A 26,871-nucleotide genomic window follows, 5' to 3' on the forward strand; every position below is an offset into this window, starting at 1 on the left:
CGGGCCGGCCGCGCTCCCCGTGGTGTGCAGGCTGACGGAGGGAGACCCGGTGGTGTCGGTGCCGTGAGTGGGCGGGGGCTCTGAGCGCCGCGTGGGGTGCTCAGACAGGTCCGAGGGTGTCCAGGAAGGGTTCGATGGCGGCCAGCCAGGTCTCCGGCTGGTCGTAGTGGACGAGGTGGCCGGCGTCGGCCACCTCGGCGTACCGGCCGCGGGGCAGGACGCGCACCATCTCCTGGGCCTCCGCGCGGCCCAGTTCCCCGTCGAGGCCGCGGACCACCAGGGCGGGGCAGCGCACCTGCGCCAGCTCCTCCCAGTGGGCGTCGAACACCCAGGTCTCCCGGGAGCGGAGCATCTGGTCCGGGTCGAAGACGGGGCGCCAGCCGTCGGGGGACTCGGCCATCGCCTCGGCGTAGAACGCGCCCCTCGCGGGGTTGGGGCGCTCCACCCAGGGGTCGTCCTCGCCGAACCACTTGCGTACGTCGGCGAGCGTGGCGAAGGGCACCGGCCAGGTCCTGAACCACTCGGCCCACTCGCGCTGCGAGGCCGCTCCGAGGGCGGAGGCCCGCATGTCGCAGATGATCAGGCCGTGGACCAGGTCGGGGCGTTTGGCGGCGAGCTGCCAGGCGGTCAGCGCGCCCATCGCGTGGCCGATGAGGACGGTGGGGCCGAGGCCGAGCTGCTCCAGGGCGGCCTCGGCGTCGTCGACGTAGGCGTCGCGGGTGAAGGAGGCGCGCGGGGGCTTGTCGCTGCGGCCGTGGCCGCGCTGGTCGAGGGCGACCGCGCGGTAGCGGGCGGAGAGCCGGCGGGCGGTGGACGCCCAGTGCGAGGCGCGGCCCATCAGGCCGTGCAGTAACAGCACACCGGGCGCGTTCTGCGGGGCGTGCTCCGCCGGGTCGGCCCCGTTCTTGGGCGGGTCGCCGAATTCCCAGGCGGCGAGCCGTACGCCGTCCGTCCCGGTCACGTCGATGCGTCGCGCCATGGTCCTGGCACCCCCCAAGCTCGCTGCCTGCCCACTGCCTGAAGCCTGCTGTCCTGGTCTGCCCGTTGCCACTGCCCGCAGAGTACGCAGGTTATCGAATGCGTATTCGAAAGTGCCCTCTTGCCCGGCAACACCCCTCGTACGAGTGACCCCCGGCGGGGATTGATCGCCGTGGCCCAGGGGAGATCTTCAGCGGGAGGCGGACCGCTCGGGGAAAACGGTCCGAGGGGAATGACCCTGGGAGCTCGGGGCTCCGGGTCAGCACAGGGGAGGACAGGCCCCGGCGCCCTACGGCGCCGGGGCTCCTCACGTGGTCACGGCACATCGTCCCGCCCCTCCCCGGCCGGGTGACATCGCTGTCGGCCCGGCCAAGAACCCCTCAGGTCATATGCCTCACGCGACAGCCTGGCACGCGATCGCGGCGAGCGCTGCCATTCGCCGTACTGGATCTCCGATTCGGCGCGTTCACACCGGCGGGCGGCTGCCGCCGACGGTGAGCGGGACGCGTGTCAGGGCTTGGCGACGAACACGTGGGAGGCCACCTCCATGTCCAGCTCGGCCGCCTCACCGCTGCTGCCGATCAGCACCCCGCCGCCGGCCGACTCCGTGGCGCTCACCACCGAACCGGGCTGCACGCCCGCCCGGCGCAGCGTGTACATCAGCTGCGCGTCCGTCTGGATCGGCTCGCCGATCCGGCGCACCACGACCGTCTTGCCCTCGGCACCCGGGTCGAGGTCGGCCAGCGACACCATGCCCTCGTCGAGGAACGGGTCGGCGCCGTCCTTCTCGCCCAGCTCCTCCAGGCCCGGGATCGGGTTGCCGTACGGCGACTCGGTCGGGTGCCTCAGCAGCTCCAGCACGCGGCGCTCGACGGCCTCGCTCATCACGTGCTCCCAGCGGCAGGCCTCGGCGTGCACCTGCTCCCACTCCAGGCCGATCACGTCGACCAGGAGACACTCGGCGAGGCGGTGCTTGCGCATCACGCGCGTGGCCAGCCGGCGGCCCTCCTCGGTGAGCTCCAGGTGCCGGTCGGGGGCGACGGAGACCAGGCCGTCACGCTCCATCCGCGCCACCGTCTGGCTGACGGTCGGCCCGCTCTGGTCGAGCCGCTCGGCGATCCGGGCACGCATGGGGACCACACCTTCCTCCTCCAGCTCGAGGATGGTGCGGAGATACATCTCCGTAGTGTCGATCAGTCCGGACATACATGCCCCTCGATGAGATCTGCGGATTGGCGCTGCCGGAGGCTGGACTGCTCACCGGCGCATGCGCTGGCCCAGGACTCAATTCTGACGCATCCGGCCGACAACCGGGCCGGGCCCCGTTCCGGCGGGGGGCTCACGGGGGCTTCCGGCACCGGGAAACCGGGCTTCGGACGCCGTATTGACACGGCACTGGTCCAGACCGCACGGTGATCCGCGACACGTCACCCGCTCACCCGCGAAGGGAAGCCGCATGAGCGACCGCACGCCGGCCGGCCAGTTCCTCGACGCCGCGATCGGCCTGCTGCGGCGGATCCGCGACGAGGAGGCCGACTCCGTCGCGGCCGCGGGCACGCTGCTCGCCGACACGGTCACGGACGGCGGCCGCCTCTTCGCCTTCGGCGCCGGGCACTCCTCCCTCGCCGCGCAGGACCTCGTCTACCGCGCGGGCGGGCTCGCCCTGATGAACCTGCTCACCGTGCCGGGCGCCGTCGGTGTCGACGTGAGACCGGCCACGCTGGGCTCCGCTCTGGAGCGCGTCGACGGGCTCGCGAGCGTCGTCCTGGAGTCCTCGCCGCTCCGCGCGGGCGACGCACTGGTGATCATCTCCTTGTCCGGGCGCAACGCGCTGCCGGTGGAGATGGCCGTGAAGGCGCGCGAGCTGGGCGTGAAGGTCATCGGCGTGACCTCGGTGGCGTACGCGACGCAGACGTCGTCCCGGCACGCCTCGGGGACGTTTCTGAAGGACCACTGCGATGTGGTGCTGGACTCCGGGATCGCGGTCGGGGACGCGGAGCTCACGCACGAGGGCGTTCCGGCGCCGTTCGCTCCCGCGTCGACGGTGGTGACCTCGGCGCTGCTCCAGGCGGTGATGGCCACCGCGGCCGCGGCGCTCGCCGATCGGGGTGTCGAGCCGCCGCTGCTGCGTTCGGGCAACGTGGACGGCGGTCACGAGTGGAACGCGCGCGTCTTCGAGGAGTACGCCGACCGGATCTTCTACCGCCACTGATTACGCCCCCGCCGCCCCTTCCCGTCCCGTCCCCGGGGGCTGCGCCCCCGGACCCCCCTTCGGCCCTTCGGGCCTCGTCCTCGATCGCCGGACGGGCTGAAAGTCAGCCCCTCCTGGGGGTACCCCCTCTGGGGGAGATTGAGGAGCGGGGTCTGGGGCAGAGCCCCGGGACGGGACGGGAAGGGGCGGCGGGGGCGAGGTCAACGGTCGGGGGCCACCAGCCCCGCCAAATCCAGCGCCGCGGCGATCCGTACCGCCACATCCTCCGCGTACATCGCGTCCGCGCGCTCGAACGCCTGACGCCCCGCCCCCCGCAGAAACGTCACAGCACCGAGCGTCCGCCCCCTGCTCCGCAACACCGTGCACAGCGCGTACACCGCGTCCCCCGGCCACTGCCGCCCCAGCGCCCACGCCCGCGCGTCCTCCACGCTCATCGAGCCCGCCCCGGCCCGCACGGACCCGGCCCGCTCCACGCACTGCACCGCGGGGTGCGACTCCGCGTACCGCACGGGCAGCCCCGCCCGCCCGTCGAGCCGGCTCGGCCCCGGCGCACCGGACGGAGTCGCGGCGATCCGCACCAGCCGCACCCGGTCGGCGCCCTCCACGTCCTCCGGGCATTCGGCCACGCGGTCGATCAGCGCGTGGTCGGCGAAACCGGCGAGCGCGAAGTCGAGGTGGACCGTCACCGCCTCCGCCGGGTCCTCGCACTCCGCCGCCGCGCGCGCCGCGCGGTGCAGCTGCTGCGCGCGGAACCGCAGCAGCGACGCCTCCTGCTCGCCCTGCCGGGACTCGGTCACGTCCTGGAACAGCCAGCCCACCCCGAGCGGCACCGGCTCCTCCGCCAGCGGTGACGCCAGCCGCACGAATCCGCTGCGCCAGCACCGCCGCCGCTCGCCCTCCGGTGTGCGCACGCTCACCCACAGCTCGGCCGGCGCGGGCGGCGCGCCCTCGGCGAGCACATGGGTCAGGGCGCTCTCCAGCTCCTCCACGCCCTGCGCCAGCAGATCCCCCAGCGGCCGGCCCAGTACGGACGTACGCCCCGCGCCCAGCGCCCGCGCGGCGTGCGCGTTCACCACGGCGGGGCGCAGATCGGCGTCGACCAGGACGACACCCCAGCTCGCGTCGTCCAGCAGCGCCTCGCTCAGCGCGATCGACCGCTCCAGGTCGATCTGCGCGTGCACCTCGCTGAACGCGCAGTACACCCCCGCCGGCTTCCCGTCGGGTCCCGGTACGGCCGCGGACTGGGTGCGCACCAGCACCCGGCCGCCGTCCTTCGTCAGCAGCGCGAACTCGTTCACCTGCCGGCCCGGCGCGTCCATGGCCGACATCAGCCGCGCCTCGACCTCCTCGGCGTCCGCGCTGCGCACGGCCCACCCGGCGAACCCGGGCCGGCCCACCGCCTCGTCCGCGCTCCAGCCGAGGATCCGCTCCGCCTCACGGTTCCAGTGCGTGACCGTCCCGTGCGCGTCGAAGGCGCACAGGGCGGCGTCCATGCCGTCGAGCAGCGCGGCGAGGAGGTCGGACCCGTCCGACCCCTCCCGCGCGGGCTCGGGCTCGTCCGGCCCCAGCTCGTCGGTGGTCCCACTACGCCGGGATGCACTCACCTGGACCCCCTGCAGGCTGCGTCCGCACGTACGGCACGACGGTTCGCTCACTCACCATCATTCAACTTGAACGTGACTCAGCGCACATCGGGTTCCCGCAAGATTGGGAGAATCGTTGTACGACCCCTCTCACTCACCGGACCGGTGGAACGGTGCCGTCACACCGTGCAGCGCGGCGGGCTCCGCCGGCGCCGGGCCCAGGGTGGTCGTGCCGGGCGCGGCCCGGTGTCCCAGTCCCGTGCGGTACGCGTCCAGCGCGGCCTCGACCTGGCCGGTGCGCCGCAGCAGGTCGCCGAGGAGCCGGCAGACATCGGCCACGTCCCCGGCCGCGCCGGAGCGTTCCAGCAGGGACAGCGCGGCCCGGTAGTGCTCCTCGGCCCCGGCCGTGTCGCCCCGGTCCTCCGCGATGAGGCCGAGGAGGCGGTGCGCGCCGCCCGCGTGCACGGCGCCCCGGTCGGGGTGCAGCTCCCCCAGCAGGCGGTCCAGCAGCCGCTCGGCCTCGCCGGTCCTGCCGCGGCGGCGCAGTACGTCCGCCAGTTCCACCTCGACCTGGCTGCGGTACAGGGCGGCACGGCCGGCGGTGAGGATCTCCCGCGCGGTGCGCAGTTGGCGCTCGGCGCCTTCCAGATCGCCGTCCTGGGCGTGGACGTAGCCGCGCATCCAGTGGCAGTGGGCGAGTTCCGTGCGGATCCGGAGCTGCTGGTAGAGCTCGGACGCCTTGGCCAGTGAGGCGTCGGCCTCGGCGGTACGGCCCTCGGCGATGAGCGTGCGGGCCACGCCCCGGTGCAGGGCGGCGACCAGCGCGGGATCGGACACCCGGGGGGCCAGCGCCAGGGCGAGTTCGGCGGTGCGGGCGGCGCGCACGTGTGCGCCCATGTCCATGTAGGGGGCGATGACGGCCGTGTAGAGCAGGAGCAGGGCGTCGGGGTCGTGCAGCCCGGAGGCGGTGAGGTTCTCCAGGGCGCTCTCCAGCAGGTGGACGGCGTAGCCCAGTTCGCCGGCGAGGTAGTGGGCGACGGCCCGGCCCCGGCGGGCCGCGGCGCGCTGCGGCAGCGGGGCGTCGGCCAGCAGCTCCTCGGCGGCCTCGAAGTGCCGGCGCGCCCCGGTCAGGTCGCCGGTGTCCAGGGCGCAGTGGCCGAGGCCGGTGAGCGCGGCGGCGCGTTCGGCCGTCAGGCCGTGCTCGGCGGCCCGGTCGAGCGACTCCCGGTACTGGGCGGCCGCCTGGACGGCGTCCCCGGTGGCGAGGGTGCGCTGTGCGTCGAGGAGGCGGGAGCGCAGTTCGGTGACGAGGTGGGCGGGGCGGCCGGTGGTCAGTTCCTCGTGGGTCACCCCGAGGCGCTCGGCGATGTGGCGGAGGGCGGCCTCGGAGGGGCGGGTCTTCCCGGACTCGACGGTGGAGATGTACGCGGCGGTGTAGGCGGGTTCGGCCACCTGACGTTGCGTCAGCCCGCGTCGTACGCGCAGCCGGTGGATGCGGACGCCCAGGGCGGACGGGTCGGGGCTGTCGGGTGCGGGGCTCGCGCCCGTCCCTCGCCGGTTCGTCACCGTTCCCCCTTTCCTTCCTGCTGGCCGGTCCCACAGTAATGCCGCGGGCGCGCGGTCCCGTGCGGCGCCCGGGACGGGCGGACCCGTCGCGGTGTTACGGAACGACCCTTGTCAGAAGCGTTCGACGGCCCTAATTTAAGCGGCAACTTAAGCAGAGTTACATCCTCGGTTATATCTGCTTCCTCGTCCGTGGGGGCTTTTCAGCGTGCGCACACACCCGTTCCGCATCACCGCCGCAGCCGGCGCCGTCGCCGCCGCGCTGCTCGTTCCGCTCACCTCTCCGGCCGCCTCGGCCGCCGACGCCGGCACCGTTTCTCCTTCCGCCGGGAAAAGCAGCAACACCGGCAAAGCCGACCTTCTCGATCGCCTTCTGGGCATACCCGGGATGAAGGTCGTCGCGGAGAAGCCGTACGACGGCTACCGCTTCTTCGTCCTCTCCTACACCCAGCCGGTGGACCACGAGGACCCGGGGAAGGGCACCTTCGAACAGCGGCTGACCGTCCTGCACCGGGGCTTCGACCGGCCGACGGTCTTCTCCACCGGCGGCTACGGCCTGCCCGCCGACCCGAACCCGAGCCGCTCCGAGCCCACGCGCCTGGTCGACGGCAACCAGGTGTCCCTGGAGTACCGGTTCTTCAACTCCTCCCGGCCGGACACCGGCACCGACTTCAGCGCCCTCACCTCCCAGCAGGGCGCCGCCGACCAGCACCGCGTGTTCAAGGCCCTGGAGCGGATCTACCCCGGCAACTGGATCGCCACCGGCGCCAGCAAGGGCGGGATGACGGCGACCCACTACGAGCGCTTCCATCCGGGCGACATGGACGGCGTGGTCGCCTACGTCGCCCCCAACGACGCGGACCGGCCCGGCGACGCGGCGTACAGCCGCTTCCTGCTGTCACGCGGCACCCCGGAGTGCCGGGCCGCCCTCGCCACCGCGCAGACCGAGGCGCTGAAGCGCCGCGACACCCTCTCCGCCCGCTACGAGCGGTACGCGGCCGAGAACGGCATCACCTTCGACCGCACCCTCGGCACCGCCGACCGGGCCTTCGAGATGATGATCCTCGACACCCCGTGGGCCTTCTGGCAGTACTACGACGCCTCCTACTGCGCCGGCATCCCGGGCGCGGACGCCACCGACGACGAGATCTGGGACTGGCTCGACGCCATCGCCGGCTTCTCGTTCTACAACGACCAGGGCCTGGACTACTACACGCCGTACTACTACCAGGCGGGCACCCAGCTCGGGTCGCCGGTCGTCCAGTACCCGTACCTGAAGGGCCTGTTGCGGTACCCGGACGTCAACAGCGCCCGCACCTACGTCCGCAAGGACATCCCCATGCCCGCGTTCGACCCGTCCTTCGGCAAGGACATCGACCGCTGGGTGCGCACCAAGTCCGAGCGGATGATGTTCGTCTACGGCGAGAACGACCCCTGGGGTGCCGAGCGCTTCACCCCTCTCACCGGCAAGGGCAACGGCAAGGGCCACACCCGGCGCGACAACCACCTGCTGGTCGCCCCCGGAGCCAACCACGGTGCCTCGATCGGCCAGTTGAGCACCGCCGACCGAAAGCGCGCCACCGACGCCCTGCTCCGCTACGCGGGGCTCGCGACCCCCGAGAAGCGGGCGGGCGCCGAGGCCCCCTACGACCGCACGCTCGACCGTCCCGACCGCGCGGCCGAGCGCGGACGCGGCCACGGCCGGCCCTGACCGCCTCCCGCGCCCCCTTCCGTCCCGTCCCCCTCACCCTCAGGGAGAACCCCGTGCGCATACCCCTCCGCAGAACCGCGGTGACGACCGCCCTCGCCCTCACCGCCGTCCTGCCCGCCGCGGCCGGCGCCGTCGCGGCCGACGCCCCGGCCACGGCCCCCGACAAGGTGGTCGGCGTCGAGTACTTCCCCGAGCCCGGCGGTGAGGGCGCCCGCGCCCAGGTGCCCGCCGACAGCCCGTACGCCGGGTCCGGCGCGTCCGCGCGGCAGCGGTCCGCCACCGGGGACGGCGACGTCGTCCCGCTCGCCGAGACCGGCCCCACCGCCGACCGCCTGGACGTCACGATCATCGGCGACGGCTACACCGCCGCCGAACAGGACGACTTCCTGGAGGACGCCCGCACCAAGTGGGACGAGGTCATGGACGTCGAGCCGTACAAGAGCTACGAGGGCCTCTTCAACGTCTGGGCCGTGAAGGCCGTCTCCCAGGACTCCGGTGTCACCGGCGACCCGTCCGCGGGCGACGTCAGGAACACCGCGCTCGGCTCGTACTTCTGGTGCGGCGGGACCGAGCGGCTGGTCTGCGTCGACCTCGACAAGACCAAGGCCTACGCCGACAGGGCCCCGGCCACCGACCTGGTCATCGTGGTCTCCAACTCCACCAAGTACGGCGGTGCCGGCTACTCGGGCCTGGCCGGCGACTACGGCTACGACGGCGTCTCCACGATCTCCTCGGACAACGCCCACTCCACCCTGATCGCCGCCCACGAGATGGCCCACTCCGTCGGCCTGCTCGCCGACGAGTACCAGTACGCGGGCTACGGCCCCTACCCGTACTCCGAGCCCGCCGCCGCCAACGTCTCGACGCTGACCGCGGACCGGATGGCGGCCCAGCGCACCAAGTGGGCGGCGTGGCTCGGCGAGAGCGACCCGAGCGGCGGCCTCGTCGGCACCTTCGAGGGCGGCGACTACTACGAGTACGGGATCCACCGCCCGACCGAGAACTCGATCATGCGGTCCCTGAGCACCGACACGTTCAACCTCCCCGGCCAGGAGGCGATGATCGCCGGCTTCTACCGGTCCGCGAACGCCCTCACCCCGCTGGTGGACACCTCCGGGACGGTCTCCCGCCGCAGCACGCTCTCCGTGCGCCTCGCCGACCTGGGCACGGGACTGGCCGACCTGGAGCTCCGCTGGTACGTCGACGGACGCGAGGCCAAGCAGGCCCGCGGCAAGACCTCCGTCGTCCCGGCCAGGCTCGGCACCCCGGCCGACCGGCGGTCCCACACGGTCACCGCGAAGGTCGTGGACACCACGGACGCCGTACGCGACCACGACGTCCGTGACCTCACGTCCAACTCGGTGACCTGGACCGTACGGCGCTGACACCCGCGCGGCGACCGTCCGTGACGGTCCGGGCACCGCGCGGGGCGGACGAAAAAAGTGGTTGATTCGCCGGCGAGCGCTTCTTAGTGTGGCGGTACTTCGGAAAGGAGGTGGTTCGGCAGATGTATGCAGACCGGACGGAAGAGGTGGCTGCGGGCCAGTAGCCCGCCGCCGTACTCGGTTCGGCGCCGGACCAGCGTGTGCGTGATGCACGCGACCGGCCCAATCCAACGCAGTCACCCGACCCGCGAGTCGCCGGTAACGTCCGGCCGGCTCCTCCCCAGGGAGGAACCAGACTCGCGGGTCGTCTGCGTTCCGAGTTGCGTTCCGACGGGGCCCCGCTCAGCGGGCGATGTCCCCGTAGCCCTCGATCTCGCGCGGGTCACGCGTCCCCGGGCCGACGTAGCGGGCCGAGGGGCGGACCAGGCGGCCGGTGCGCTTCTGCTCCAGGATGTGGGCCGACCAGCCCGCCGTGCGGGCGCAGGTGAACATCGACGTGAACATGTGCGCCGGGACCTCGGCGAAGTCCAGCACGATGGCCGCCCAGAACTCGACGTTGGTGGCGAGCACCCGGTCGGGCCGGCGGGCGTGCAGTTCGGCCAGGGCGGCCTTCTCCAAGGCCTCGGCGACCTCGAAGCGCGGGGCGCCCAGCTCACGGGCGGTGCGGCGCAGGACGCGGGCGCGGGGGTCCTCCGCGCGGTAGACGCGGTGGCCGAACCCCATGAGGCGCTCGCCCTTGTCGAGGGCCTGCTTGACGTACGCCTCGGCGTCCCCGGTGCGCTCGATCTCCTCGATCATGTGCAGCACACGTGAGGGCGCGCCGCCGTGCAGCGGTCCCGACATGGCGCCGACGGCCCCGGAGAGGGCGGCCGCGACGTCCGCGCCGGTCGAGGCGATGACCCGCGCGGTGAACGTGGAGGCGTTCATGCCGTGCTCGGCGGCCGAGGTCCAGTAGGCGTCGACGGCGGCGACGTGCTTGGGGTCGGGCTCGCCGCGCCAGCGGATCATGAAGCGTTCGACGATGGACTCCGCCTTGTCGATCTCGCGCTGCGGCACCATGGGCAGCCCCTGGCCGCGCGCGGACTGGGCGACGTAGGACAGTGCCATGACGGCGGCGCGCGCGAGGTCGTCGCGGGCCTGCTCGGCATCGATGTCGAGGAGCGGTTTGAGGCCCCACACCGGTGCCAGCATGGCGAGCGCGGACTGCACGTCGACGCGGATGTCACCGGAGTGCACGGGGATCGGGAAGGGCTCCGCGGGCGGCAGCCCGGGATTGAACGCCCCGTCGACGAGCAGTCCCCAGACGTTGCCGAAGGAGACGTGCCCGACCAGATCCTCGATGTCGACGCCCCGGTACCGGAGGGCGCCGCCCTCCTTGTCCGGTTCGGCGATCTCCGTTTCGAACGCGACGACTCCTTCGAGCCCGGGTACGAAGTCGGACATCAGGCGGCTCCTCGTGAGGTGGGTGACAGATGGTGTTGTGGGGTGGGACGACCATGTGTCGGGTCAAGTCGGCGCGAGCGGGTACGTCCGGTGGATCCGCGGTCACGCTGTGTGGACTCGCGGTCCGGGACGTCATCCCTGTGATGCCCGGCTGGCGGTCGCCCAACCGGATCAGTGCCTGCACGATATCCCTGAGTGCCACTTTTGGGGAGGGTTCGCGGCACTGAGTGCCATGGGGTGACGAAGGACACCGCTCCCCAAGGGTTCACGCATGCGGCAGGATGACCGCGTGACCGACCGAGACGCCGTTCCCTTCGACCTCGCCGCGATGCGCAAGCAGTACCGGACCGAGGGGCTCTCCGAGACCGACCTGGCCGCCACACCCGTCGAGCAGTTCGCGCGCTGGTTCAAACAGGCCGCGACGGACGGCGGGCTGTTCGAGCCGAACGCCGTGATCGTCTCGACGGCGGACGCGGAGGGAAGGCCCAGCTCACGCACGGTGCTGCTGAAGCACTTCGACGACGGCGGGTTCGTCTTCTACACGAACTACGACTCCCGCAAGGGCCGTGACCTGGCGGCGAACCCCCAGGTCTCGCTCCTCTTCCCCTGGCATCCGATGGCCCGGCAGGTCATCGTCACCGGCACCGCGCGCCGCACCGGCCGCGACGAGACGGCGGCCTACTTCCGTACCCGCCCGCACGGCTCCCAGCTGGGGGCGTGGGCCAGCGGCCAGTCGTCGGTGATCGCCGGCCGCGCGGAGCTGGACGCCTCGTACGCCGGGCTCGCGGCCCGTTACCCGGAGGGCGAGCAGGTGCCGGTCCCGCCGCACTGGGGCGGCTTCCGGGTGACCCCGCGGACGGTGGAGTTCTGGCAGGGCAGGGAGAACCGCCTCCACGACCGTCTGCGGTACGTGGCGGAGGCGGACGGGGGCTGGCGGGTGGAGCGGCTCGCTCCGTGAACCGGGGCGGCCCGGCGAGGCGCCTGGCGGCTCGGCCCGGCGAGGGGCGGCTCAGCCCAGCGCTTCCTCCAGCAGCGCCGCCCACTGCGCCACCACCCGCTCGCGGCGGGCCGTGTCGTCGGTGAGGAGGTTGGCGAGGCCCAGGCCGCGGGCCATGTCGAGCAGGCCCTGGACGGTTTCGCGGACGCCCGGGCGGGACTCGTCGGCACCGAGGAGTTCGACGGCGATGCGGTGGGTCTCGCGGCCCACGCGCAGTTCCAGCTCGGTCACGCGAGGGCGCAGCTGTTCCTCGTCGGAGGCGGCGACCCAGAGGTGGAGCGCCGCGCGGAAGACGGGGCCGGTGTAGAGGTCGACCAGTGCGGCGACCACCGCGCGGCGGTCGCCGGCCGCGGCGCCCTCCGGGAAGAGGGCGCGCAGGGCGGTGGAGCGTTCCTCGGCGACGTACTCCACGGCGGCCGTGAAGAGGTCCTCACGGGTCGGGAAGTGGTGCTGGGCGGCTCCCCGGGAGACGCCCGCGCGTTCGGCGACCACGGTGACCGTGGAGCCCGCCCAGCCGTGTTCGGCGAGGCAGGCCACGGCGGCTTCCAGGAGCCGCTGCCGGGTGGCCCGGCTGCGGTCCTGCTTGGGGACTCGTTCCGCACGGTCGGTCGTGCTCACACCACCCACTCCGGATCCCGTCGTTCGAGGAAGGCCGTCATTCCCTCCCGCGCCTGCGCGGAGGCGAACAGGCGCGCCGAGAGCGCGGTCAGGCCGGCCGCGTCCCGGTCGAAGGTCTCCAGCACCCTAGCCGTGAGCAGCCGTTTCGTCTCGGCCAGGGCTTGGGGGGCGGATCGGCGCAGGCCGTCGAGGACGGGGGCGAGGGTCTCGTCCACGTCCTCCCCGGCCGCCGTGAGCAGGCCGATGCGGGCCGCTTCGGCGGTGTCGAGGCGTTCCCCGGTGAGGTAGTAGCGGGCCAGGGCGCGCGGGTCGGTGCGGGGCAGCAGCGGCAGCGAGATGACGGCGGGCGCCACCCCGATGCGGACCTCGGTGAAGGCGAACGTCGCCGTGTGGGAGGCGACGGCGATGTCGCAGGCGGCGAGCAGTCCGAGCCCGCCCGCGCGGACGTGTCCGGTGACCCGCGCGACGACCGGTTTGGGCAGCTCCACGATCTGCCGCAACAGGCCGACCAGGGCGTCCGGTGCGGGCGGGTCGCGCAGGTCGGCGCCGGCGCTGAAGGTGGTGCCGGTGTGGGTGAGGACCACCGCGCGGACGCCGGTGTCCCCGCCGGCGTCGGTGAGGGCGTCGGCCAGTTCGCCGATGAGAGCGGCGGACAGGGCGTTGCGGCGCTCCGGGGCGTCGAGGGAGAGCGTTTCGACGCCCCGCGCGTGGCTGCGGCCGATCAGGGTCACGAGGGCTCCTTGTGCGCCGCGCGGAGTTCGCGGCGCAGGATCTTTCCGGAGGCGGCGCGCGGGACGCCGTCGATGAAGGTGACGTGCCGGACGCGCTTGTAGGGGGCGACGTGCTCGGCGACGTGCAGCATGACCTCGTTCTCGGAGAGGCCGGGGGCGGACGGGTGGCGGACGACGTGGGCGTGCGGGACCTCGTTGCCGTCGTCGTCGTAGACGCCGATGACGGCGGCGTCGGCGACTCCGGGGTGGGTGAGGAGCAGCGCCTCGAGTTCGGCGGGGGCGACCTGGAAGCCCTTGTACTTGATGAGTTCCTTCACGCGGTCGACGACGAACAGCCAGCCGGCCTCGTCGACGTGGCCGACGTCCCCGGTGTGCAGCCAGCCGTCCGGGTCGATCATCGCGGTGGTGGCGTCGGGGCGGCCGAGGTAGCCCTTCATGACCTGGGGCCCCCGGATGAGGATCTCGCCGGACTCGCCGGGGCCGAGGTCCTTTCCGGGGTCGTCGAGGGAGACGATGCGCATCTCGGTGCCGGCGATGAGCTTGCCGACGGTGCCGGGCGGCGCGTCGTCCATGGCGTCCAGGGGGACGACATGGGTGCCCGGGGACAGTTCCGTCATGCCGTACGCCTGCCCGACCGGCGGCAGCCCGAGCCGCCGGGAGCAGGCGGCGGCGAGGCTCGCGTCCAGGGGCGCGGCGGCGCTGACGACGTGGTGCAGGGAGGACAGGTCGTACTGGGCGACCAGGGGGTGCTTGGCGAGCGCCAGGACTATGGGCGGGGCCACGTACAGGCCGGTGATGCGGTGGTTCTGGATGGCCGCGAGGAAGGTCTCCAGGTCGAAGCGCGGGAGGACGACGACGGTGGCGCCCTGGCGGAGCGGGGCGTTCATGAGGGCGGTGAGCCCGTAGATGTGGAAGAACGGCAGGACGGCGAGGATGCGGTCGCCCGGTCCGGCCGTGATCGACGGCTGGAGCTGGGCGAGGTTGGTGGCGATCTGCCGGTGGGTGAGCATGACGCCCTTGGGGACGCCGGTGGTGCCGGAGGAGTACGGCAGCGCGGCGACGTCCTCGGCGGGGTCGATGTCGACGACCGGCTCGGGGGCGGTGCAGGCCAGCATGTCGATCAGGGAGCGGTGGCCCGGCGCGCTGTCGCAGACGAAGATCTCCTCGACCCCGCCCGCGATCTCGGCGGCCCGCCGCGCGGTCTCCAGCAGCGGTGAGACGGTGACGATCCAGCGGGCCGCGGAGTCCTTCAGCTGCTTGCCGAACTCCTCGGCGGTCGCCAGGGGGTGCACGGTGGTGACGGCGGCGCCCGCGCGGGTGGCCGCGTAGAACGCGGTGGGGAAGGCGATGGTGTTGGGGCTGTGCAAGGCGAGCACGTCCCCCTTGCGCACGCCCGCCTCGGCCAGTCCGGCGGCGACCCGCCGGTGGAAGCGGTCGACCTGTTCGTAGGTGAGGGTGGTGCCGTCGGTGCCGTCGATCAGCGCCGGGGTGCCGCCGAATTCGGCGGCCCGGGTGAGCACCGCGTCGTGGATGGGGAGTTCGACCGGTGCGACGTCCGCGTACTCGCTTCGGAACATGGTTCCTCCAAGACGGCCGAGGGGCCCGGCCTAGTACGACTTGGGCAGGCCCAGGGTCTGGTGGGAGACGTAGTTGAGAATCATCTCCCGGCTCACCGGGGCAATACGAGACACGCGCGCGGCGGTTATCAGCGAGGCGAGCCCGTACTCGCGCGTGAGGCCGTTGCCGCCGAGGGTGTGCACGGCCTGGTCGACGGCCTTCACACAGGCCTCGGCTGCCGCGTACTTGGCCATGTTGGCGGCCTCGCCCGCGCCCACGTCGTCGCCGGCGTCGTAGAGGTGGGCGGCCTTCTGCATCATCAGGCGGGCGAGTTCGAGGTCGATGTGCGCCTGGGCGAGGGGGTGGGCGATCGCCTGGTGGGCGCCGATGGGGGCGTTCCAGACGGTGCGTTCCCGCGCGTACGCGACGGCCTTGGCGAGGCTGTACCGGCCCATGCCGATCGCGAAGGCTGCCGTCATGATCCGCTCGGGGTTGAGGCCGGCGAAGAGCTGGAGCAGACCGGCGTCCTCGTCCCCGACGAGCGCGTCCGCGGGCAGTCGTACGTCGTCGAGGACCAGCTCGAACTGCTTCTCCACGGCGTTGAGTTCCATGTCGATGGGGCGCCGCTGGAAGCCCTCCGCGTCGCGCGGGACGATGAACAGGCAGGGCTTGAGCCTGCCGGTGCGGGCGTCCTCGGTGCGGCCCACGACGAGGGTGGCGTCGGCGATGTCGACACCGGAGACGAACACCTTGCGGCCGGTGAGCAGCCAGTCGGTGCCGTCCCGGCGTGCCGTGGTGGTGATGCGGTGGCTGTTGGAGCCGGCGTCGGGTTCGGTGATGCCGAAGGCCATCAGGCGGCTGCCGTCGGCGAGGGCGGGCAGCCACTCCCGTTTCTGGGCCTCGGTGCCGAAGCGGGCGATGACGGTGCCGCAGATCGCCGGGGAGACGATCATCATCAGCAGGGGGTTGCCGGCGGCGCCCATCTCTTCGAGGACGAGGGAGAGTTCGGTGATGCCGCCACCGCCTCCGCCGTGTGCCTCCGGCAGGTTGACGCCGATGTAGCCGAGCTTGGCTGCTTCCTGCCAGAAGGGGCGGTTGTCGGCACCGGGGGTGCGGGGGTGGTTCTTCGCGAACGTGGCGACGGCGTCGCGGAGGGCCTTGTGCTCTTCTGATTCGATCACCGGCATGAGCGCTCCTGAGAGGGGGGCTTCGGGTCGTCGGGAGGGTGCGGGTTCGTCGTGGTTACTCGCGCAGTTCCCCGCGCCCCTGGGTGGGTTGCACCACCGCCAGCAACATGCCGGGCTCCACCTGCTGTCCTGTTACGGCGTGGAGGGCGCTGAGGGTTCCCGTGGTCGGGGCGGTGATCCTGTGTTGCATCTTCATGGCCTCCAGCCAGAGCAGGGGCTGGCCGGCCTCCACCTCTGCTCCCTCGGTCAGGCCCTCCGCGATGCGGACGACCGTGCCCGGCATGGGGGCGAGGAGGGAGCCGGGGGCGTGCTGGACGGTGGGGGCGGGGAAGCGGGGGAGGGCGGTGAGGGGGGTGGCGTTCACGTACACGCGGTCGCCGTAGCGGCTGACCTCGAACCGGCGTCGTACGCCGGCCACGTCGAGGATCACCAGGTCCGCGCCGGCGTGCACGACCTGCACCCCGTCGGCTGTCAGTCCCTCACGTGTATGCCGGTAGCGGACCTCGTGCTCCTCGTCCCCCAGGGCGTACCGCTTGATCTGCGGCTGGGAGGCGACGTTGCGCCAGCCGCCGAAGCGGGAGCGGCCGTGGGCGTCGGCGAGGGCGGCGGCGAGCGGGGCGTACGGGTCGGGGGCCGGGGCGGTCAGCTCGGGCAGGTGGCGGTCGTAGAAGCCGGTGTCCATGCGGGCCCCGGCGAACTCCTCGTGGCGCAGGGAGCGGACGAGGAGGTCCCGGTTGGTGACGGGACCGTGGATCACCGCGCGGTCGAGGGCGAAGGCCAGTGTGCGGATCGCCTCCGCGCGGGTGGGCGCGTGGGCGACGACCTTGGCGAGCATCGGGTCGTAGTGGACGCCGATGTCGTCGCCGTCCGTGCAGCCGGTGTCCAGGCGTACGGAGTCGGGGACGGCGAGGCGGTGCAGCCGGCCGGTCTGCGGTGCCCAGTCGCGGGCGGGGTCCTCGGCGTAGAGGCGGGCCTCCACGGCGTGCCCCCGCGCGGGAGGCGGCTCGTCGGCCAGGGCGTGGCCCTCGGCGACCCTGATCTGCTCGGCGACGAGGTCGATGCCGAACACGGCCTCGGTCACGGCGTGTTCCACCTGGAGCCGGGTGTTCATCTCCAGGAAGTGCGCCCGGTCCCCGGCGACGAGGAACTCCACGGTGCCGGCGCCGACGTAGGAGACGGCACGCGCGGCGCGTACGGCGAGGGCGTGGAGTTCGCCGGTGAGCCGCGGGGTCAGTCCGGGGGCCGGGGCCTCCTCGATCACCTTCTGGTGCCGGCGCTGGAGGGAGCAGTCGCGTGTACCGAGCGCCCACACCGTGCCGTGCGTGTCGGCGAGCACCTGCACCTCGACGTGCCGTCCGCCCTCCACGTACGGCTCGGCGAACACCTCGCCGTCCCCGAAGGCGCTCGTCGCCTCCGCGCGGGCGGCGGCCAGCTCGCCCGCCAGGTCCGCGAGGCGCCGTACCACGCGCATGCCGCGTCCGCCGCCGCCCGCCGCCGCCTTCACCAGGACCGGCAGGTCGGCCTCGGTGACGTCCCGCAGGGGCGCGACGCCCATCAGTTCCTTGGCGCGCGTCTTGGACGCCATCGCCTCGATCGCCTCCGGGGGCGGCCCGATCCACACCAGTCCGGCGTCCTGGACGGCCCGCGCGAAGCCGGCGTTCTCGGAGAGGAAGCCGTAGCCGGGGTGAACGGCGTCCGCGCCGGCCGCGAGGGCGGCCTTCACGATCAGGTCGCCGCGCAGATAGGTGTCGGCGGGCGCCGACCCCGGCAGTCGTACCGCCGTGTCCGCCGCACGTGTGTGGAGCGCGTTCCCGTCGGCGTCCGAGTGCACGGCGACGGTCCGGATTCCCAACGCGCGGCAGGTGCGCGCGATACGGCAGGCGATCTCGCCCCGGTTGGCGACGAGTACGGAAGTAATCAGGGGCATCGTGGGCCTCACATCCGGAAGACGCCGAAGCCACCCCGCGCGCCCTCGTAGGGGGCGGTGTGGATGGCCGACAGGCACAGGCCGAGGACGGTGCGGGTGTCGCGCGGGTCGATGACGCCGTCGTCGTACAGCCGCCCGGAGAGGAACATGGGCAGCGACTCGGACTCGATCTGCTGCTCCACCATGGCGCGCAGCGCCGCGTCCGCCTCGTCGTCGTAGGGCCGTCCCTTCGCCGCCGCCGACTGCCGGGCGACGATGGACAGCACGCCGGCGAGCTGCTGCGGGCCCATGACGGCGGACTTGGCGCTGGGCCAGGCGAACAGGAAGCGCGGGTCGTAGGCGCGGCCGCACATGCCGTAGTGGCCGGCGCCGTAGGAGGCGCCCATGAGGACGGACAGGTGGGGGACGCGGGAGTTGCTGACCGCGTTGATCATCATCGCGCCGTGCTTGATGATGCCGCCCTGTTCGTACTCCTTGCCGACCATGTAGCCGGTGGTGTTGTGCAGGAACAGCAGCGGGATGTCGCGCTGGTTGGCGAGCTGGATGAACTGGGCGGCCTTCTGGGACTCCTCGCTGAAGAGGACTCCCCGGGCGTTGGCGAGGATGCCGACGGGATAGCCGTGGAGAGCCGCCCAGCCGGTGGTGAGGCTGGTGCCGTAGAGGGGTTTGAACTCGTCGAAGTCGGAGGAGTCGGCGATCCGCGCGATGACCTCGCGCGGGTCGAAGGGGACCTTCAGGTCGCCCGGGACGATGCCGAGGAGTTCGTCCTCGTCGTACTGGGGCGGGGCGGCCGGTCCCGGGTCCCCGTACGCCTTGCGGTGGTTGAGGCGGGCGACGACGCGGCGGGCCTGGCGCAGCGCGTCCGGTTCGTCGACGGCGAAGTGGTCGGCGAGGCCCGACACCCGCGCGTGCATCCCGGCGCCGCCCAGGGACTCGTCGTCGCTCTCCTCCCCCGTCGCCATCTTCACCAGGGGCGGGCCGCCGAGGAACACCTTCGCCCGCTCCTTGACCATGATCACGTGGTCGGACATGCCGGGCACGTACGCGCCTCCGGCGGTGGAGTTGCCGAAGACGACGGCGACGGTCGGGATGCCGGCCGCGGAGAGCCGGGTGAGGTCGCGGAAGACGGCGCCGCCCGGGATGAAGATCTCCTTCTGGGAGGGCAGGTCGGCGCCGCCGGACTCGACGAGGCTGATCACGGGCAGCCGGTTGGTGAGCGCGATGTCGTTGGCGCGCAGGGCCTTCTTCAGGCTCCACGGGTTGCTCGCGCCGCCGCGCACGGTCGGGTCGTTGGCGGTGATCAGGCACTCCACGCCCTCGACGACGCCGATGCCGGTGACGAGCGAGGCGCCGACGGTGTAGTCGCTCCCCCAGGCGGCCAGCGGGGACAGTTCCAGGAAGGGCGTGTCGGGGTCGAGGAGCAGTTCGATGCGCTCGCGGGCGAGCAGCTTGCCGCGCGTGCGGTGCCGCTCGACGTACTTCTCGCCGCCGCCCGCGAGGGCCTTGGCGTGCTCGGCGTCGAGTTCGTCAAGCTTGGCGAGCATGGCCGCGCGGTGCTCCCGGTACTCCGGGTCGGCCGTGTTCAGCGCGGATTCGATGACCGTCACAGCAGGGTCTCCGGGATGTCGAGGTGCCGGGAGCGCAGCCATTCGCCGAGCGCCTTGGCCTGCGGATCGAAACGGGCCTGAGCGGCGACGCCCTCGCCGAGGATTCCCTCGACGAGGAAGTTCAGGGCGCGCAGGCGGGGCAGGACGTGCCGGGTGACGGGCAGACCCGCGGCCTCGGGGATCAGCTCCCGGAACCGGTCCACGGTCAGCTCGTGCGCGAGCCACCGCCAGGCGTCGTCGTCGCGGACCCAGACGCCGACGTTGGCGTTCCCGCCCTTGTCGCCGCTGCGGGCGCCGACGAGGAGGCCGAGGGGGGCTTTCCGCGTGGGTCCTGCGGGCAGCGGCTCGGGGAGCGCGGGTTCCGGTACGTCGTCGAGTACGGCGGTGTCGTGGGGCGCGTCCACGGTGACGCGACGACCGTCGTGGAGGACGGCCACGTGGTCGACGTCGCCATGGGGGACGTACACACCGTCGAAGACTCCATAGGGGGAGCCCTTTCCCGGTGGCGCCATGACATGGAACCCGGGGTAGCTTCCCAGCGCCAGCTCGACGGCGGCGGCGCTCAGCACGCGTCCGGCCTTCTCCTGCTCCGGGTCGCGTACGACGAGCCGCAGCAAGGCGCTCGCGGTCTCCTCGGTACCGGCGTCGGGCCGGTCGGTGCGGGCCAGTTCCCAGCGCACGTCGGCGGGGGGTGTGGTGGCGAGCGCGTCGCCCATCTGCTCCTTCACCAGGTCGGCCTTGGCTTCGATGTCGAGCCCGGTGAGCACGAACACGACCTCGTTGCGGAAGCCCCCGAGCCGGTTGCGCCCGACCTTGAGCGTGGGCGGCGGCGCCTCCCCGCGCACCCCCTCGATACGCACCCGGTCGGGCCCGTCCTGGGTGAGCCGTACGGTGTCCAGCCGCGCGGTGACGTCCGGCCCGGCGTACCGGGCGCCGCCGGTCTCGTAGAGCAGTTGCGCGGTGACCGTGCCGACGTCGACGAAGCCGCCGGTGCCGGGGTGCTTGGTGATGACGCCGCTGCCGTCGGCGTGGATCTCGGCGAGCGGGAATCCGGGCCGCCGGAGGTCGCCGGGGCGGCGCTCCCCGAAGAAGGCGTAGTTGCCGCCGGTCGCCTGTGTCCCGCACTCCAGCACGTGCCCGGCGACGACGGCTCCCGCGAGCCGGTCGTGGTCCGCCGGCGCCCAGCCGAAGTGGGCGGCGGCGGGCCCGGTGACGAGGGCCGCGTCGGTGACCCGCCCGGTGACGACCACGTCGGCGCCCGCGCGGAGGCATGCCGCGATCCCGAAGCCGCCGAGGTAGGCGTGGGCGGCGAGGCTGCCGGGGTACCGCGCGGTGAGGTCGTCGCCCTCGACGTGGGCGACCCGTACGGGGATGCCGAGCCGCCCGGCCAGGGCCCGTACGGCGTCGGCGAGCCCGGCGGGGTTGAGCCCGCCGGCATTGGTGACGATCCTGACGCCCCGCTCGTGCGCGAGCCCCAGGGTCTCCTCCAGCTGCCGCAGGAAGGTGCGGGCGTACCCGGCGGAGGGGTCCTTGAGCCGGTCGCGGGCGAGGATGAGCATGGTCAGCTCGGCGAGGTAGTCGCCGGTGAGGACGTCGACCTCGCCGCCGGTGAGCATCTCGCGCGGGGCGTCGAAGCGGTCGCCGTAGAAGCCGGAGAAGTTCCCGATGCGCAGGGCCGTCGCCGTCGCCGTCACCGTGCGGTGTCCCCCTTCGGCTCCCGTCCGCCGCCGGGCGGCCCGGCGAAGGCCTGGGCGATGTCCAGCCAGCGGCCTGCGTCGGGGCCCTCGGCGACGAGGGCGAGGTCCGCGCGGTGGGCGCGCTGGGTGACGAGGAGGCAGAAGTCGAGCGCGGGCCCGGTGACCCGCTGGGGCGCGTCCTCGGGACCGTACGCCCACACCTCACCGCCCGGCCCGGTGAGCTCGACCCGGAAGGGCTCGGCGGGCGGGGTGAGCCCGTGCGCCCCGTACGCGAAGTCCCGGGTCCGTACCCCGAGCCGCGCCACATGCCTGAGCCGGTCGCTGGGTGGCCGCATCACACCAATCGCGTCCGCGACGTCCAGTCCATGGGCCCAGGTCTCCATGAGACGGGCGGTGGCCATGGAGGCGGCCGACATGGGCGGCCCGTACCAGGGGAACCGCGCCCCGGCCGGGGCCTCCCGCAGCGCCTTCTCCAGCGCCGCCCGCCCCTGACGCCACCGCGCGAGCAGGTCGGCGGGCCGGGCCCGGGCGTACTCCTCGGCGCCCTCGTCGACGAAGGTCCCCGGTGCGGCGAGGGCCCGCTCCACCAGCGCCCGGAACCCGTCCGGGTCGGTGACGGCGAGCAGCGCGGAGTGGTCGGTCCAGGCGAGGTGGGCGATCTGATGGGCCACGGTCCACCCGTCGGCGGGCGTCTGCCGTGCCCACTGCTCCGCACTCAGTCCGGCTACCAACCGGTCCAGTTCGTCACTCTCGGCACACAGGTCGTCGATCACGGGTGTCGGATCGGACACGAGGCGCTCCCCTCGGGACACGGACACGGCGGTGTGCGTGGAGCATGGCAGGGAGCAATAAAACAATCAAGCACGCTTGCTGGATTTTCTTCGCCGAACCACGACACCGACAGGCGAGTGTCGCCGGCGGCAAGCAACTGCCCGCAACATTAGGTTGGGCTAATGTTGCGGGCTGGCCGAACCATATGAGCTGCGCTTCTTCGAAGATGTACTTGACGGGATCAAGACCCTTGGCGGGACGGTAAGCATTCGGATGCTTTTCGTCTTCGATCCCGAGCGGCGGGCCATCTTCCTGGTTGCGGGCAACTAGGCTGCCGGGGTCACTCAGGGGCGGGTCAGCCAGATCGAGCGGGGCACCGCCCGGCTGGACACCGCGACGATGGCGGCGTACCTGCACGCGATCGGTGGCGAGCTGACCATAACGGCCACGGTGGGCAACCTTTCGGTGCGGCTGTAGGCGCGCGCCCGCGGAGGCTCACGCTCCGCGCGTGAAGGCCGCGTCGGTGACGTCGCGTTCCAGGACGACCCCCTGGAAGCCGTACGTGCGGATCGAGGGCACCTTGAGGATCAGGCAGAACCGTTCGGTGGAGGCGACGGTGTCCGCTATCCGGCGGTAGGAGCGGCGGAGGAAGTAGGCGGCGGCGTGATTGGTGATCGCGCTCTGCCCGCAGATCAGGATGACGGGACGCTCCCCGCCCGGCGCGGTGAACTTCGCGACCAGCACGTACTCCTCGCGCCCGGCGTCCCGCCGATGGCACACCCCGCCCGCCTCGATGGCCAGCGGATGGTCCGGGTGGGTGTAGGGGTGGAAGGTGACCCCGGGGAGGGAGTGCGCGACATGGCCCGCGCTCCGTACGTTCGAACCGAGCGGGCCCCCGATGCAGAACTCGGGCCTGTCCCCGTTGCCGCCCCGGAAGTCGTCGCTGCGGACGACCTCGACCTCGCACCCCAGACCGTGGCTGAGGACGGCCGTCTCGATCATGGCCTGCACGTCGTGGTGGTGCGTGGTGCCCGGAGCGCCGTACTTGTTGTTCATCACGATCAGGCAGGTGTCGCCGGGCCGTGCGCCGACGACTCTCGCCCGCAGCCGCACCTCGCGGCTGTGCTTCCCGCGCTGCCACAGCCACACCGCCAGCCCGCTCAGGCAACTGGCCAGCAGCCCCAGGAGAAGATCGCCGAACGCCCCCGCCACCATGCCGCTCCCCCCTGTGAGTGCCCCGTCCCTACCCGGACGGGCCGCCGTGCACGCCCCTACTGTCCCACCGGACCACCGCGGTCCCAGCGATCAGGGGTCAGGGGTCACCGTACGGCGCCGTCAGGAGCCGCCCCCGGCGCCCTTCACTCTCCTCCCCCGCCCCACCTGTGTCCGCACCGCCCCCATGCTCGCCGCGATGACGAGGGCGATGGCGGCGGCCTCGGCGGTGGAGAGGGCCTGGTCGAGGATGAGGAAGCCGGCCGCCGCGGCGAGGGCGGGTTCCAGGCTCATCAGGATGGCGAAGGTGGAGGCGGGCAGGCGGCGCAGGGCGAGGAGTTCGAGGGTGTAGGGGAGTACGGAGGACAGCACCGCGACCGCCGCGCCCAGGGCGAGGATCGTCGGGTCGAGGAGCTTCGTACCGGACTCGGCGATGCCCAGCGGCAGGAAGAGGACCGCCGCGACGCCCATCGCGAGGGCGAGCCCGTCCGCCTGCGGGAAGCGGCGCCCCGTACGCGCGCTGAAGACGATGTAGGCCGCCCACATGGCGCCGGCGCCCAGGGCGTAGGCGACACCCACGGGATCGAGGCTGCTGAAGCCTCCGCCGCCGAGGAGGAACACGCCGGCGAGGGCGAGGGCCGCCCACACGAGGTTGATCGCCCGCCGGGAGGCGAGCACGGAGAGCGTGAGCGGGCCGAGGACCTCCAGGGTGACCGCCGGACCGAGCGGGATACGGGCGACGGACTGGTAGAAGAGCCCGTTCATCGCCGCCATGGCGACACCGAAGACGATCACCGTGCCCCAGTCGGCGCGCGAGTGCCCGCGCAGCTTCGGCCGGCACAGCAGCATCAGCACGACCGCCGCGACCGCAAGGCGCAGCGTCACGACCCCCAGCGCACCGGCACGCGGCATCAGCGTCACCGCGAGCGCCCCACCGAACTGCACGGAAACCCCGCCGGCGAGCACCAGCCCCACGGGCCCCAGGGAACCGCGCCCGCGCGGGGCCCCGGACGGCGCGGGCGCGTGACCGCGCCCCGTCCCGGGAGCGGCGGTGGGCGGGGCGGCGGCGGCGCTGGGGGTGGTCACGGGGCTTCCTGGGGGCTCGGTGCGGCGGGGCGGGGGCTACTGGTGTCGGCATCGCGCATCACAGTGAACTGTCCGGTCCAGAGTAATATCCTCCCGGCCTTCCGGACAGGACCGTAGGACGACTACGTACCTGACGATCGGTCCCCCGCCCCGCCCGGGTCAACTCGGTTCCGTCATACGGACCCCGTTTCCACGGACCGGGACGGGCCGGACGGCGCGGGAGCCGGGCGCCGGGACGGGCCGGACGGCGCGGGAGCCGGGCGCCGGGTCGGGTAGTCGAGGTCGGGAACCTCGATACCCAGCTCGGCCAGCCGGGCCGCCACCTCGGCCGGACTCCTGCCCGACCTGCTCGCCATCCCCAGGACCTCCCCGGTGTCCAGCGGGTTCTTGTACGAGCCGTGCTCCCGGGGCATGCCCTCCAGCAGGTCCTCGTCGTCCACGTCGATCGCGGCCGGCAGGCGGGGATCGTGGCCGAGCCGCCCCAGGCGTTCCCCGGTCTCCTGTGGGCCGCGTCCCGTGCGCCGCGCGGCCCGCAGCGCGTGCCGCCACGAGGGGGTCTCCCCCCAGGCGAGCCAGGGCCCGTGATCCGCCGTCTCCCTGCTGAGCAGGATCACGTCCCCCTTCTCGAATCCGCCCACGTCCGGCAGTCGCCAGTCGCCGTAGCCCAGTTCCCGGAGCCGGTCCGCGATGTCCTCGGGGGTGCGGTCGAGGAGTCGGGCGGCGAGAAGCACGTGGCCCGGAGCTGCCCGTTCGAGCCAGGGCGCGCGGCCGTCGGCGTTCAGGCTGACGATCACCGCGTCGTCGGGGTGCGGGGTGAACTCCAGTGCGTAGCCGAGGGCGATCAGCCGGGTCGCGACGTCGTACGGACTCGCCCGCAGGTCGCGGGCGGCGCGCCGTACGTCGTCCGCCGTCACACCGGTCGTCGAGCGGAGCCGGCCCCCCGCACTCGCGTTCTCGCCGATCAGGGCCAGGTCACCGGCATACGCCGTCTCCGGCAGCCCGTCGGGCACGTCGCGGAACCCGAGGGCGCGCAGCCGTCGCGCGATCCCGGCCGGCGCCACCCCCTCGGCATGGGCCCGCCGCACGATGTGCGCGACCGGAACGGGCTCGTCCAGTGCCAGTTGGCCGCCGGATTCGGTGGTGGCGAGGTCGGCGTCGCGCTCCGCGACGGACTCGGGCAGCGGACCGTCCGGGAGGACGACGTCGGTGTAGCCCAGCTCCCGGTAGCGGTCCGCGACCTCGCGCGGGCCGGTGCCCGAGTCGGCCGCGGCCCGCATGACCCGGCCGTAGGGAACGGTGTCCGCCATCACCGGCGCGCCGTCGTCCGCCCGCGCACGGGCGAGCCGGAGGTCGTCGTCGGTGACGCTCCGGTCCGGGACGTCGGGCAGACGGGTGTAGCCGAGCTCCGCCAGCCGGGCCAGAACCGGTGCGGTGCTCGTCCCCCGGGCGTGGGCCCGGTGCAGGACGTGCCCGACCGGCACCGGGTCCGTGCGGGACAGCCAGGGCCCGGCCCCTGCGAGGGACTGGCCGCTGATGAGCGCGAGGTCGTCCTGGGACACCTCGGCGGGGAGCTGCTCCGCGGGGATGCGGTAGCCGAGCAGCCGCAGCCGGTCCGCGATCCCGGCGGGCGCCCGCCCGGTCCCGGCGCCGACCGCCACGACGTGCGCGAACCACTCGGGGTCGTCCTGCGCGAGCCGGCACCGCTGCCCGTCCCACTCGTACGCGAGGAGCTCCACGTCCTCGGGCGTCACGCGTGTCACGTGTGTCACGGAACCGGCCGGCGGGCCCTCGGGGAGCCGGCGGTACCCGAACCGGCCGAGCCGGGCGACGACCTCGCCCGGGTCCCGGTCGTGGGCCTGGGCGAAGCGCAGGACGTGGTGGAGCGGCACGGGCTCATGCTGTTCCGTCAGCCAGGGCTCGCGCCCGTCCAGCCCTTCGCTGACCAGCACCGCGTCGGCGGAGGTGAACTCCGCCACCCCCGGGGCGACCTGGTAGCCCAGGCGGGCGAGACGCTCGCCCGCCGCGACGATCTCGGACGCCACCCAGCGCGGGCGCTCGGCCGCGCGCCCCTTGAGCCGGAGGGTTTCCAGCACGTGGACGACCGGCACGGGGGTGTCGTCCGCGATCCAGTGTCCTCGCCCGCTCCCGTTCCGGTCCCGGATCAGCTCCTCGTCGCCGCGCAGCAGCACTTCGGCCGGAAAGGTGTCGGGCGCGGGTGCCGGAACGCCCAGTTCGGTGAGCCGGGCGGCGATCCCGGCGGGCAGCCGCTCCAGCCGTACGGCCATCGACACGACGTGTCCCCGGAGACAGGCGGTGGTCTCGTCCCCGATCCAGGGCGCGACACCGTCGCCGTCGCGGCTGATCAGTTTGACGTCGTCGTCCGTGACCGAGGCGAGCTGCTCGGGAGAGGGCACCCGGTACCCCAGCTCGGCGAGGCGGGAGCTGATCGCGCCGGGGTCACCGCCCCGCACCGCCGCACGCAGGACGTGGCGGAGCGACACGGGCTCTTCGGGGTCCAGCCAGGGGGCTTCGTGGTTCAGGGCGCGGCTGACGATGCGCCGGTCGGGACGGTCGAGGGAAGCCGGATCGTGCGGCACGGTGGCCTT

The 26,871-nt window shown here is 73.1% G+C and carries 20 protein-coding genes; 4 read left to right on the top strand and 16 right to left on the bottom strand.

Annotated features, from left to right (window positions below):
- Positions 1 to 100: 100 nt before the first annotated feature.
- Both ACZ434_RS28355 and ACZ434_RS28360 read right to left on the bottom strand, forming a co-directional pair.
- The gene (locus ACZ434_RS28355; RefSeq protein WP_468460735.1) at positions 101 to 979 is read right to left on the bottom strand and encodes an alpha/beta fold hydrolase; all 879 of its coding nucleotides are present in this window, start codon (positions 977 to 979) and stop codon (positions 101 to 103) included.
- A 509-nt stretch (positions 980 to 1,488) separates the two neighbouring features.
- The gene (locus ACZ434_RS28360; protein ID WP_468460737.1) at positions 1,489 to 2,184 is read right to left on the bottom strand and encodes a metal-dependent transcriptional regulator; all 696 of its coding nucleotides are present in this window, start codon (positions 2,182 to 2,184) and stop codon (positions 1,489 to 1,491) included.
- A gap of 250 nt (positions 2,185 to 2,434) precedes the next feature.
- Between ACZ434_RS28360 and ACZ434_RS28365 the strand changes: the two genes are divergently transcribed.
- Positions 2,435 to 3,190, top strand: coding sequence for an SIS domain-containing protein (locus ACZ434_RS28365; protein WP_468460739.1), 756 nt, complete (start codon positions 2,435 to 2,437; stop codon positions 3,188 to 3,190).
- Between the two features lie 200 nt (positions 3,191 to 3,390).
- Here the strand turns inward: ACZ434_RS28365 and ACZ434_RS28370 are convergent, their stop codons facing one another.
- Positions 3,391 to 4,794: a PAS domain-containing protein gene (locus tag ACZ434_RS28370; protein ID WP_468460741.1), complete on the bottom strand. Its 1,404-nt coding sequence runs from the start codon at positions 4,792 to 4,794 to the stop codon at positions 3,391 to 3,393.
- Positions 4,795 to 4,923: 129 nt separating this feature from the next.
- A complete protein-coding gene (locus ACZ434_RS28375) occupies positions 4,924 to 6,339 on the bottom strand; it encodes a helix-turn-helix domain-containing protein (protein WP_468460743.1) in 1,416 nt (471 codons plus the stop codon).
- 205 nt (positions 6,340 to 6,544) lie between these two features.
- On the opposite strand from ACZ434_RS28375, the gene ACZ434_RS28380 reads away from it, so the two are divergent.
- Together ACZ434_RS28380 and ACZ434_RS28385 are read left to right on the top strand one after the other, a co-directional pair.
- A complete protein-coding gene (locus ACZ434_RS28380; RefSeq protein WP_468460745.1) occupies positions 6,545 to 8,047 on the top strand; it encodes a S28 family serine protease in 1,503 nt (500 codons plus the stop codon).
- 53 nt (positions 8,048 to 8,100) lie between these two features.
- Positions 8,101 to 9,432, top strand: a complete 1,332-nt coding sequence (locus tag ACZ434_RS28385) for a M64 family metallopeptidase (protein WP_468460747.1) — start codon at positions 8,101 to 8,103, stop codon at positions 9,430 to 9,432.
- Positions 9,433 to 9,774: 342 nt separating this feature from the next.
- Here the strand turns inward: ACZ434_RS28385 and ACZ434_RS28390 are convergent, their stop codons facing one another.
- The gene (locus ACZ434_RS28390; protein ID WP_468460749.1) at positions 9,775 to 10,875 is read right to left on the bottom strand and encodes a citrate synthase 2; all 1,101 of its coding nucleotides are present in this window, start codon (positions 10,873 to 10,875) and stop codon (positions 9,775 to 9,777) included.
- A 271-nt stretch (positions 10,876 to 11,146) separates the two neighbouring features.
- Here ACZ434_RS28390 and pdxH point away from each other — a divergent pair, with 271 nt between their 5' ends.
- Positions 11,147 to 11,833, top strand: coding sequence for a pyridoxamine 5'-phosphate oxidase (gene pdxH / locus ACZ434_RS28395; protein ID WP_468460751.1), 687 nt, complete (start codon positions 11,147 to 11,149; stop codon positions 11,831 to 11,833).
- A 51-nt stretch (positions 11,834 to 11,884) separates the two neighbouring features.
- On the opposite strand, the gene ACZ434_RS28400 is transcribed toward pdxH, so the two are convergent.
- From ACZ434_RS28400 to ACZ434_RS28450, 11 genes are all read right to left on the bottom strand, one after another.
- On the bottom strand, positions 11,885 to 12,499 hold the full coding sequence (locus tag ACZ434_RS28400) for a TetR/AcrR family transcriptional regulator (protein ID WP_468460753.1): 615 nt from the start codon (positions 12,497 to 12,499) through the stop codon (positions 11,885 to 11,887).
- Complete coding sequence (locus ACZ434_RS28405) at positions 12,487 to 13,221, bottom strand: enoyl-CoA hydratase family protein (protein WP_468460755.1); 735 nt, start codon at positions 13,219 to 13,221, stop codon at positions 12,487 to 12,489. The genes ACZ434_RS28400 and ACZ434_RS28405 overlap by 13 nt, the downstream gene beginning before the upstream one ends.
- Positions 13,218 to 14,798, bottom strand: coding sequence for a 4-coumarate--CoA ligase family protein (locus ACZ434_RS28410; protein WP_468460757.1), 1,581 nt, complete (start codon positions 14,796 to 14,798; stop codon positions 13,218 to 13,220). Before ACZ434_RS28410 ends, ACZ434_RS28405 begins: the two co-directional genes overlap by 4 nt.
- A 30-nt stretch (positions 14,799 to 14,828) precedes the next feature.
- On the bottom strand, positions 14,829 to 15,965 hold the full coding sequence (locus ACZ434_RS28415) for an acyl-CoA dehydrogenase family protein (protein WP_468460759.1): 1,137 nt from the start codon (positions 15,963 to 15,965) through the stop codon (positions 14,829 to 14,831).
- A 55-nt stretch (positions 15,966 to 16,020) separates the two neighbouring features.
- Positions 16,021 to 17,886 carry an acetyl/propionyl/methylcrotonyl-CoA carboxylase subunit alpha gene (locus tag ACZ434_RS28420; RefSeq protein ID WP_468460839.1) on the bottom strand — a complete coding sequence of 622 codons (1,866 nt, stop codon included), beginning with the start codon at positions 17,884 to 17,886 and terminating at the stop codon, positions 16,021 to 16,023.
- Between the two features lie 14 nt (positions 17,887 to 17,900).
- Positions 17,901 to 19,499 (bottom strand): acyl-CoA carboxylase subunit beta, encoded by a 1,599-nt coding sequence (locus tag ACZ434_RS28425; RefSeq protein ID WP_468460761.1) that lies wholly within the window; start codon positions 19,497 to 19,499, stop codon positions 17,901 to 17,903.
- A complete protein-coding gene (locus ACZ434_RS28430) occupies positions 19,496 to 21,193 on the bottom strand; it encodes an acyclic terpene utilization AtuA family protein (protein ID WP_468460763.1) in 1,698 nt (565 codons plus the stop codon). The genes ACZ434_RS28425 and ACZ434_RS28430 overlap by 4 nt, the downstream gene beginning before the upstream one ends.
- Positions 21,190 to 21,987, bottom strand: a complete 798-nt coding sequence (locus ACZ434_RS28435; protein WP_468460765.1) for a TIGR03084 family metal-binding protein — start codon at positions 21,985 to 21,987, stop codon at positions 21,190 to 21,192. The genes ACZ434_RS28430 and ACZ434_RS28435 overlap by 4 nt, the downstream gene beginning before the upstream one ends.
- Positions 21,988 to 22,462: 475 nt before the next feature.
- Entirely contained in the window at positions 22,463 to 23,182 is a 720-nt protein-coding gene (locus tag ACZ434_RS28440; protein WP_468460767.1) for a hypothetical protein, read from the bottom strand.
- A 120-nt stretch (positions 23,183 to 23,302) separates the two neighbouring features.
- Positions 23,303 to 24,265, bottom strand: a complete 963-nt coding sequence (locus ACZ434_RS28445; protein WP_468460769.1) for an EamA family transporter — start codon at positions 24,263 to 24,265, stop codon at positions 23,303 to 23,305.
- A 173-nt stretch (positions 24,266 to 24,438) separates the two neighbouring features.
- Positions 24,439 to 26,862: a wHTH domain-containing protein gene (locus ACZ434_RS28450; RefSeq protein WP_468460771.1), complete on the bottom strand. Its 2,424-nt coding sequence runs from the start codon at positions 26,860 to 26,862 to the stop codon at positions 24,439 to 24,441.
- Positions 26,863 to 26,871 lie beyond the last annotated feature (9 nt).

The sequence above is a fragment of the Streptomyces sp. NPDC030893 genome (genome assembly GCF_055571535.1).